General features: G+C 42.3%; 11 protein-coding genes. All 11 read right to left on the bottom strand.

Annotation, left to right across the window (positions count from 1 at the left end; genetic code table 11):
- Window positions 1-611: 611 nt before the first annotated feature.
- Window positions 612-1,463, bottom strand: coding sequence for a KilA-N domain-containing protein (locus tag Q0J48_RS05605; protein ID WP_296242399.1), 852 nt, complete (start codon window positions 1,461-1,463; stop codon window positions 612-614).
- A 437-nt stretch (window positions 1,464-1,900) separates the two neighbouring features.
- Window positions 1,901-2,284: a hypothetical protein gene (locus Q0J48_RS05600; RefSeq protein WP_204685390.1), complete on the bottom strand. Its 384-nt coding sequence runs from the start codon at window positions 2,282-2,284 to the stop codon at window positions 1,901-1,903.
- 107 nt (window positions 2,285-2,391) lie between these two features.
- Window positions 2,392-3,786 carry a DUF438 domain-containing protein gene (locus Q0J48_RS05595; RefSeq protein ID WP_296242395.1) on the bottom strand — a complete coding sequence of 465 codons (1,395 nt, stop codon included), beginning with the start codon at window positions 3,784-3,786 and terminating at the stop codon, window positions 2,392-2,394.
- A 117-nt stretch (window positions 3,787-3,903) separates the two neighbouring features.
- Window positions 3,904-4,917, bottom strand: coding sequence for an alpha-hydroxy-acid oxidizing protein (locus Q0J48_RS05590; RefSeq protein ID WP_296242394.1), 1,014 nt, complete (start codon window positions 4,915-4,917; stop codon window positions 3,904-3,906).
- Window positions 4,918-4,920: 3 nt separating this feature from the next.
- Window positions 4,921-5,400, bottom strand: coding sequence for a GNAT family N-acetyltransferase (locus Q0J48_RS05585; protein ID WP_296242392.1), 480 nt, complete (start codon window positions 5,398-5,400; stop codon window positions 4,921-4,923).
- Between the two features lie 4 nt (window positions 5,401-5,404).
- Window positions 5,405-6,472, bottom strand: coding sequence for a type IV pilus twitching motility protein PilT (locus Q0J48_RS05580; protein WP_296242391.1), 1,068 nt, complete (start codon window positions 6,470-6,472; stop codon window positions 5,405-5,407).
- The gene (locus Q0J48_RS05575; protein WP_296242389.1) at window positions 6,472-6,822 is read right to left on the bottom strand and encodes a hypothetical protein; all 351 of its coding nucleotides are present in this window, start codon (window positions 6,820-6,822) and stop codon (window positions 6,472-6,474) included. The genes Q0J48_RS05580 and Q0J48_RS05575 overlap by 1 nt, the downstream gene beginning before the upstream one ends.
- Entirely contained in the window at window positions 6,819-7,169 is a 351-nt protein-coding gene (locus tag Q0J48_RS05570; protein WP_296242387.1) for a hypothetical protein, read from the bottom strand. The genes Q0J48_RS05575 and Q0J48_RS05570 overlap by 4 nt, the downstream gene beginning before the upstream one ends.
- Complete coding sequence (locus Q0J48_RS05565; protein WP_296242385.1) at window positions 7,166-7,615, bottom strand: DUF4860 domain-containing protein; 450 nt, start codon at window positions 7,613-7,615, stop codon at window positions 7,166-7,168. Before Q0J48_RS05565 ends, Q0J48_RS05570 begins: the two co-directional genes overlap by 4 nt.
- Window positions 7,608-7,919 (bottom strand): hypothetical protein, encoded by a 312-nt coding sequence (locus Q0J48_RS05560; RefSeq protein ID WP_296242384.1) that lies wholly within the window; start codon window positions 7,917-7,919, stop codon window positions 7,608-7,610. Before Q0J48_RS05560 ends, Q0J48_RS05565 begins: the two co-directional genes overlap by 8 nt.
- Window position 7,920: 1 nt before the next feature.
- A partial coding sequence (locus Q0J48_RS05555; RefSeq protein ID WP_296242382.1) for a type II secretion system F family protein occupies window positions 7,921-8,532 on the bottom strand: 612 nt, incomplete at its 5' end.

Genomic DNA, 8,532 nt, shown 5'->3' with positions numbered 1-8,532 from the left:
CTCCCCTTCTTTAAAAATGTTATTAATATGGTAAGCAATAGACGATCTGGCAGTATCAAACAATGAAGACATTTGATCTTGAGTGAGCCATACAGTTTCTTTTTCTGGTGTTACATTTACTTCTAATTCAAGTTCTCCGTTTTTGAACATCACGATGTCGTTTTTCATTTTATCATCTCCTCTTTTCAACGATTAAACATAGTGATCGTACAATATCAGAGAATGCTCGCTCTTGGCGTAAATTCCCCTCCTCTCTTATAGAAAACCACTTCTCGATCGCGAACATTTCCCTGTAGACCTGGCTCTTTATGAGCTCTAATAGTCCTATAATATGTAAATCGCTCTATAATGTTGGTTTCCGCGAACAAGACTTGTTTCATCTATAAGCAGGAGGTTTTTTATCTTTTCATTTTATAGATAGTATATCATATGACATGTCCCAAAAAATTCCCTTTAAAAACAAGGCAACTTTTGACGAAAATCTCAATAAAAACATTTATTTTTTCAATTATAAAAAGGGATGGATTCTACTCTACTAAAAAAGTGGAAATTCCATCCTTATTTTTTGATTCTACAATTTTATGAAAGTTAGTCTATCAGTTTATCTCAGATTACTTGATTGATTTATTTTCTAAACTGGTCAAAGTGTTTTCACTTAACTTCTCAAGCGATGTCAGTTGAGTCCTTGCAAGATTTCTTAATTCAATCATTCTTTCTTTTTGTTTCCAACCTTTACTAATTAAGACCGCATTATAACTTTCCATGTTTGCTAAAACTAGCAACTCATTTATACTTGCATAATCTCTAATATTTCCTTTAAAATTGGGATTTTCATCACGCCACTGCTTGGCTCTTTTATTGAATAACGCAACATTTAACATATCAGCTTCGCTAGCGTATTTATAGGATAATTGTTCGTTAGTTAACTCTTTCAGAAGATATTCCTGAATTGCATCTGTGTGAATCTTATAGTTAATTTTAGATAATTCTCTGTTTAGATTCCAATTGAGTGATAGCTTAGAATTTTCATTTGATTTTAGTCGCTTGTAGTCTTGTATTAAATATAGTTTAAACTCTGCTGAAATCCACGAAGCAAATTCCATTGCTATATCTGGATGAGCAAACGTACCACCATATCTTCCAGACTTAGATACAATGCCTATTGCATTTGTTCTTTCAATCCACCTTTGCGGAGATAAAGTGAAAGCATTGCTTCCCGCTTCACTTCTAAAGGAGTCGAATTCGACCCCTTTAAAATTCGGATTATGAATTGTTTCCCACAATCCCAAGAATTCAATCGTGTCTCTTACCCTTAACCAATTCTTTACAACGTCTTTAGGTTCGTGTGGGTTTTTATATCTTGCTATATCTGTTAGACTGATAAAATCATTTTTGAAATCTTCAGTATAAACTTGAATTTCAAGGCCTTTTGCTTCAATTGTTTCCTTTTTTATTCTAGTCACAACAATTCCTCCTTTGAGATAACATTTAAAACAATTATTCCTGTAAGCATAAGCGAACTATCTCCATATATCATGATTCTTTTTCACTTTTAGTTACGAAGATAATGGTCACATCTCTTCGTTTCTAATATTGACAGGTGCATTGTTCCCATTCACGGATACGTTGCGATAATGATATATGATCTTTAACATAACTGCGTTAACTTCATTTCTTAAAACCAGGAAAATAATTATCGACCTTTATATGCCCTTATCGTCCTATTATATTTTGATATCTCTATAATGTTGGTTTCCGCGAACAAGACTTGTTTCATCTATAAGCAGGAGGTATTTTATCTTTTCATCTTATAGATAGTATACCATATAACATATCCCAAAAAGTTCTCTTTAGAATTCAGAAAAAAAACACCGACCTTCATGAAGATCGATGTTTCTTTCTAACCTTTGAAATTACGATAGGCGTTATGTAGATAATAGTATGGAACGATCAATGTAATGGCATGCATCACGATCTGCATCACATCCGTGCCATAAGAGAAGAACTCCCACAGATTGATGAAGAAAAGCGCCAATCCTAACACCAAAGTCAAAGCTGACTTTTTGTTGGCACAGACGATTCCGATGATCCCTGCCAAGATCTCAAAAATATGAAAACCATACAAGATTACGATGGACATCAACGCATTCGATGCAGCACCTTCATTTAATACAGCAGAAAAATCTCCTGCTCCGACCAAGGTCCATGTGAACAACAACATCAAGACCCCGATCACGATTTCTAACATTCCCGCGATTCGTAAATGTTTACTTCCTTTTAACATCCTTTATTCTTTCTTTTTAAATCGCGGCTATTATATACAATTTTTTTCAGAGATGCAATAAAGCCAGATCCCTATGATAGAATCTGGCGCATATTTATCGCATTTGTCTACAAAAATTTTTTTCGAACGGCTTCCATATCCTGGACAAACTCTGCCGTTCCCAAGTAGTTTCCCTCTTCATCACGAACAGCCATATAGCGAACCAGGACAAGCTTTCCGCGCTTTTCCATCCACACCTCGACAGAGTCTTGCTGCCCTGTTTTAAAGTCTTCTAAGATCTGTTGGACCATCTGAGCAATCTGCGGCGGATGACAGCTTGTGACTGTACGCCCTAATGCCATATTCGGTCGTTTGAATAATTTATATCCCTCATTAAAATAACGATTGATATCGTTCTCATCCACAAAGCTGATCTCCATAGGGATCGTGTTCAATAAAGCTCTCAGTTGTGCCACCGTGAATTTCCCGGTTGGCAAAACAATCTCATGCCCTTTGATCTTTGTTTCTGTTTTTCTTGGTTTCGCATCTTCCCACACCGGGATCTCATCCATCAAACAAGGCTCATACCCCAACGAATCCCAATATAGTTCTTCCCAGTCTTTTTTCGTGAAAGTTTGGGCACATAGCGGAAACAAAATATTGGTTTCTTTGTAGATCATTTCTTCGGCTCTTTCTAGATTCGCAAGATAGCGCTCTTTCCATGACTTGTTTCGCTTTATCTCTTGCGCTAAAGCTTGAAACGTATCTCGGATCTCATCATCTACCGCCCACATCACATCAGCCGGTCCAGGGATCCCATATCGCTCTTTTAACAGTGGATAGATCAAATCCCCTTTTTTGGCATAATGGATGGAAACTTCCCGGATCTTGTCAAAGAGTGCATCGGTTTTTTGATCATCCTCACAATGATGTTGGGCCTCGTCGATCAACATCGCCAAGATTTCATTTTCTAGCGTTAACGTCGATAACGGATGGCCAGGGATAGCCACAAAGACGGAAGCCCCTTGACGACGAAGAGAGTCCTCTACGGCCAGTTCTGCCTTATAGACTTGTTCTTCTCTTGTAGATCCATGGAACAATGCCGAATGAACATCGCATAGTTTTTGGACTTCCTGATAAGGCATTCCCTCTAAGATCATCTCTTCTTCCGCTTGTAAGATCTCCGAGGCATCCACCCCTTCAAAATCCTGTACAAAATCGGCTCGAACATTTTCCAGGTTTTCTCCATGATTCAATCGCTCCAGATAACTCTTCAACAAAGTCACGCGATCGACCGGCTCTTCGACGCTAAAGCCCGCTTCTTCTAAAGCAGCCAAGATCTCCGCCATGTCGATTCCTCGAAGTTTGGCCGCTTTAGGAATCGTCATCAATTTGCCTACTGTCTGTAAGGCATTCTTTTTTGTGATTTCTGTAAATCCTACATTCGATAGGATCTCAATGAGCTCTGGATAAGTTTCGCAAAGTTCAAATACTTTTTGGTTTAGATTCAATTCTTTTTTCATAATAGGTTCTCCTTTACCATAGTGTCAGTATAGGCTTTTGAACCTAAGAAATCGGTTGTCTAAACCACAGAATCCAGACTTTTCAAAAAAAGAGTTTGAACGTTCAAACTCTATTCCTTAACGAATCATATCTCGGGTGATCTCATCGATCGTAGTGGCACCACACATTTCCATCGTATCGATCAGCTCATCCTGGATCTTTTGCACCAAAGTATTTACCCCTTCGGCTTCAGCTCCATAGATCATATTCACAAAAGGTCGGGCAATCAATACGCCGTCCGCTCCTAAAGCCAGGGCTTTGAAAACATCCTGGCCGGTACGAATGCCACCGTCCACCAAGATCGTTAGATCCTCTCCGACCGCCTGGACGATTTCTTCCAAGACTTCGGCTGTTGTGGGCGTATCATCTAAAACGCGGCCACCATGGTTGCTGACGACAATCGCACTGGCTCCCGCTTCTTTGGCCTTGAGGGCCCCTTTGACACTAAGGATCCCTTTTAAGATGAACGGTACGCCGCAAGCCTGGGCAATTTCTTTTAATTCCGAAATGCTTTTTCTTCCGGCCGGCGGTACGAATCCTTTTAAGAAAGGAAGCCCTGCCGCATCAATATCCATCGCAACCGCAAGCGCTCCGCTTTCTTTGGCCAAAGCCAGTTTTTCCATGACCGTTTCCTGGGTCCACGGTTTGATAGTTGGGATGCCGATTCCCTCATTGGCTTTGATATTCTGGGTTGCCACTTTCATGATCTCCGGGTTCATCCCGTCGCCGGTAAAAGCCAAGATCCCTGCTTCTTTACAAGCTTTGACCAAGATTTCGTTATACGTCAGATCAACATACGCATCCCCATAATGCATATCGACCGCGCCGACAGGTCCCGCAAAAACCGGCAGCCGGAATTCTTTGCCAAACAAAGTCGTCTTTGTTTCAACAGGTTTATTCTCGCTGATCGTATCTAAGACAAGATGGATCTGTTTCCAAGCTTCGTAATTTCGAATTGCCACGGTCCCGCTGCCTTTGGCTCCTGGCCCGGGAACCGTATTTCGGCAAGCTTTGCCATCACAGACCGGACAAGAGCGGCAAAGGTTGCTCATATTCTTTCTGGCTTTTTCCAATATCTCTATGTACGTCATCGTTTACAGCCTCCTAATCATTTGATACCAACAAACATCGCCATGAACCGAAGAAGAAATCCCTTGGTTTTCGAATCCCAGATGTTCATAAAAAGGGATCTTTTCTTCCAGACAAGTCAAGACCACACCTTTTCTTCCTTCGGCTTTTGACTGTTCTATTATAGTCTGGATCAGTTGGGAAGCATATCCTTTTTTACGATAGTTTGGCAAAGTATTCAATCCAAAGATCATCTGATAGGCCCCTTTTTCATTATGAAGAGAAGCCTCTTCGTACATCTCATCGGTCAATTCTTCTTGATCGGTACAAAAACCATCCGCAAAGGCAATGATCTTTCCTTCTTGTTCCAGGAGCCAAAAATGATTCGGGTAATACGTCAAACGTTTTTCAAACTGTTCTTTCGTGCATGCCTGCGTAAGCGGAAAACAAATATTTTCTACTTCTGAGATCGCATCCAGATCTTTCAGGGTCGCTTGCCGGATCATCGGATCAAAACCCCTTTACCGGACAACGCAGTTTCATGGTCTCCGGATGCAAGCTGTATAAGATCGCAGTCTGGGCCGTAATGATCTGCTTTTTATAGAGATCATACAAAGCATCATCCATCGTGACCATGCCCAAAGCTTTGGAAGAAGTCATCGTATTTTCGATCTGATGCGTCTTGCCTTCCCGAATCTGAGAGCGGATTGCCGGGGTCATCTTCATGATCTCAAATACCGGAGTGACTCCGCCATCGATCGTAGGAACCAGCTGTTCGCTGATCACGGTATTCAAGACCATCGAAAGCTGGGCTCGAACTTGCGACTGCTTCTCACCAAACGTATCCAGGATACGATCGATCGTATTTACGGCCCCGACGGTGTGCAGGGTCGACATCAACAGATGGCCCGTTTCCGCAGCGGTGATGGCCGTAGAAATTGTCTCTTCATCACGCATTTCCCCCAACAAGATCACTTCCGGCGTTTCGCGCAATGCGGCCCGTAAAGCGGAAAGATAATCTTTGGTGTCATGATAGACTTCGCGCTGCGAAACAATAGCTTTTTTATGCGAATGAAGATATTCAATCGGGTCTTCAATCGTGATGATATGAGCCGGTCGGCTCTCATTGATGCGATCAATGATGCAAGCTAAGGTCGTCGACTTGCCGCTGCCTGCCGGTCCGGAGACCAAGATCATGCCTTTGGTCTCTTGAGATAGATTCAAAATAGCTTCCGGGATCTTCAACAAAGACGGATCCGGCAATTCAAATTTAACGACGCGCAAGACCGCAGCTTCGGAATTTCTTTGACGATACACATTGACACGGAACCGGCCCACGGAAGGAAGCGAAAAGGAATAATCATCATCTCCGTCACGGGCAAAATTTTCATAATCACAATAAGGTGCTAAGGCATATAACTGTTGAATGATCTCTTTCATGTCTTCCGGCATCAGCCGCTGCTCACTTTGTTTGATCACATCTTTCTGGATCTTAAAAGCATAGGGCGAGCCGGCGACAAAAAAGATATCGGATGCGTTTTGTCGGACGGCATCTTTCAATATTTCTCGAACATCCATTAGGATCCCTCCGTTTCATCGATCGTCTTCCAAATCAAGGCATTGCCTTGTTTGTCTAATTGGACAAAAAGCGTTTGTCCTTCGACAATCTCAATACTATAAGTATAACCTTCTTCATTGGTTTCGACTTGTTCAAAATGACCTTTTTTTACCTGATCTTGCAGATAGGAAGCCTGGGCCTCGGCTTCGGAATAGGCTTGGGCATATTCGATCTGACGTGCCACGCTTTGATGATTCTGGGAAGCGTGCAGATAGCTTAATACCGCCAAGATCGTCATCGCCAGCACGACAAAGATCAAAAGGATCGTCGCAATCCCTGTCCCCGGTTTTAATGAGCGTCTTTCCTTCATTGAAAACCTCCTACATAATACCGCAAAGAAACAAGAACGGTATCGTCGTGTAAGATCTTATACGTTCCTTTGCCGTCTTTTTCCTGATCGATCACGACTTGATAAACTGTTCCCGCCTTTTCCATCGTTTCATCCAAGCCATAAGTACCCGGGACTAACGCTTCCGGGTTGGCAATGGCATTACGGGCAACAGTCAAAGCCTGCAGACTTTGCTGGTCTTGCGTATGCATCGTCTGCGCTTGCGCATAGATCCGCAAGACGATCATCGCCGATAAGGCAAAGAAGAAAAGGACCAGTAAAAATTCTAAAAAGAACGCAAACGGCTTTGAAGTATCGATTCGTTTCATACGCCAGCCTCACTGCGCAGCTGCAGCCGCAAACTTTGATCATTTACTTCCAATTCAATAAAATGCGGTTCCAGATCGATCTCCAGCCGATCACAATCCATCAATTCCTCGCCCGCGCTTAAATCAGGCTGGATTCCTTGGATCGTATATAGTTCTTTGAGCTTTCCCTCTTGTACATAGATCAAAGTATCGGTTTTTTCATCCTGCAGCCGTAAACAAGAGATCCCTTCGATCTGTACCGTAGAAATGGCACCGGCCTCATCATAACTGTGGATCTTATTAGTTAAATAAGAAAGAGGTGTATAAGTCTCAAAATCGTGTTCGATCTCCTGGCGCAGATCTTGATAACCCTCGATCTGCGTATACACCAGCATCAAGGCGCAGCCCGCAAACAAAAACAACAAAGACAAAGAGAAAAACACATAGATATTGCGCATTCTATTCATGTGCATCCCCCTTTCGATAAACATAGATATCCGGCATCATATTCTCGGCATCCACCCGATAGGTGATAAAATAAGCCTCTTCATTCAAAACCAAACCATATTCGTCTTGCAGATAGGCCAGATCTTTTGGATATCTTCCTTCTACGCTGTAACATTCCACAGCCGCCTTGCGAATCGCAGAAGTGATCCTTTCCGTATCCTGCTTGGCACTTGTCTGGTCGGCATCGATCAAACCATTCCATAAAAATACAAGCGCCCCCGCAAACAGGATCAGAGATCCCAACCATTTTCCTAACGTCTTCATCTTAACCTAAGGCGGACAAGATGCCTAATAACGGCAACATGATCGATAATAAGATCACCCCTACAATGATCGACAACAAAGCGATGATCGTAGGTTCGATGATGTTTAAGAAACGCGAAGTAGAAGCTTCGACTTCTTGCTCATATAAGTTGCCTAAGCTTTGCAAGACACTGTCTTGTTTTCCCGTATGGATCCCGATGGCCAACATATTGGCATAGGTTCCTTCATAGACTTGATGATCCAATAAAGACTGGCCAAAGGATTTGCCTGCCTGGACATCCTGGCGGATCGCTTCGATTTTTTTCTTGAGAAGGGGATGATCGACAAATTCCCCTAAAAGCCCTACGGTTTCTTCGATGGGATAGCCGCTGGATACAAATAAAGAAAGGGCATAGGTCAAACGCGCCAAAGCCAGATCTTTATAGAGCTTTTTGGTCAAAGGAAAGGACATCAAAAAGTGAAAGGAAGATTTCTTGACCAGCAGCGCGATTCCCAAGATCACGATTACCAACAATACAATAAATAAGAAGACAAAGCTGATTTGGCCAAACAACATGCCAAAGCGCATAACCGAAGGCATGGCTCCTGTACTGGCCAAAACATCTTCAAAAAT

The sequence above is a fragment of the uncultured Faecalicoccus sp. genome (assembly GCF_944325745.1).
Lineage (GTDB): Bacteria > Bacillota_I > Bacilli_A > Erysipelotrichales > Erysipelotrichaceae > Faecalicoccus.
Note: the sequence above shows the minus strand (reverse complement) of the source record. Positions and strands in the feature narration are given on the sequence as shown.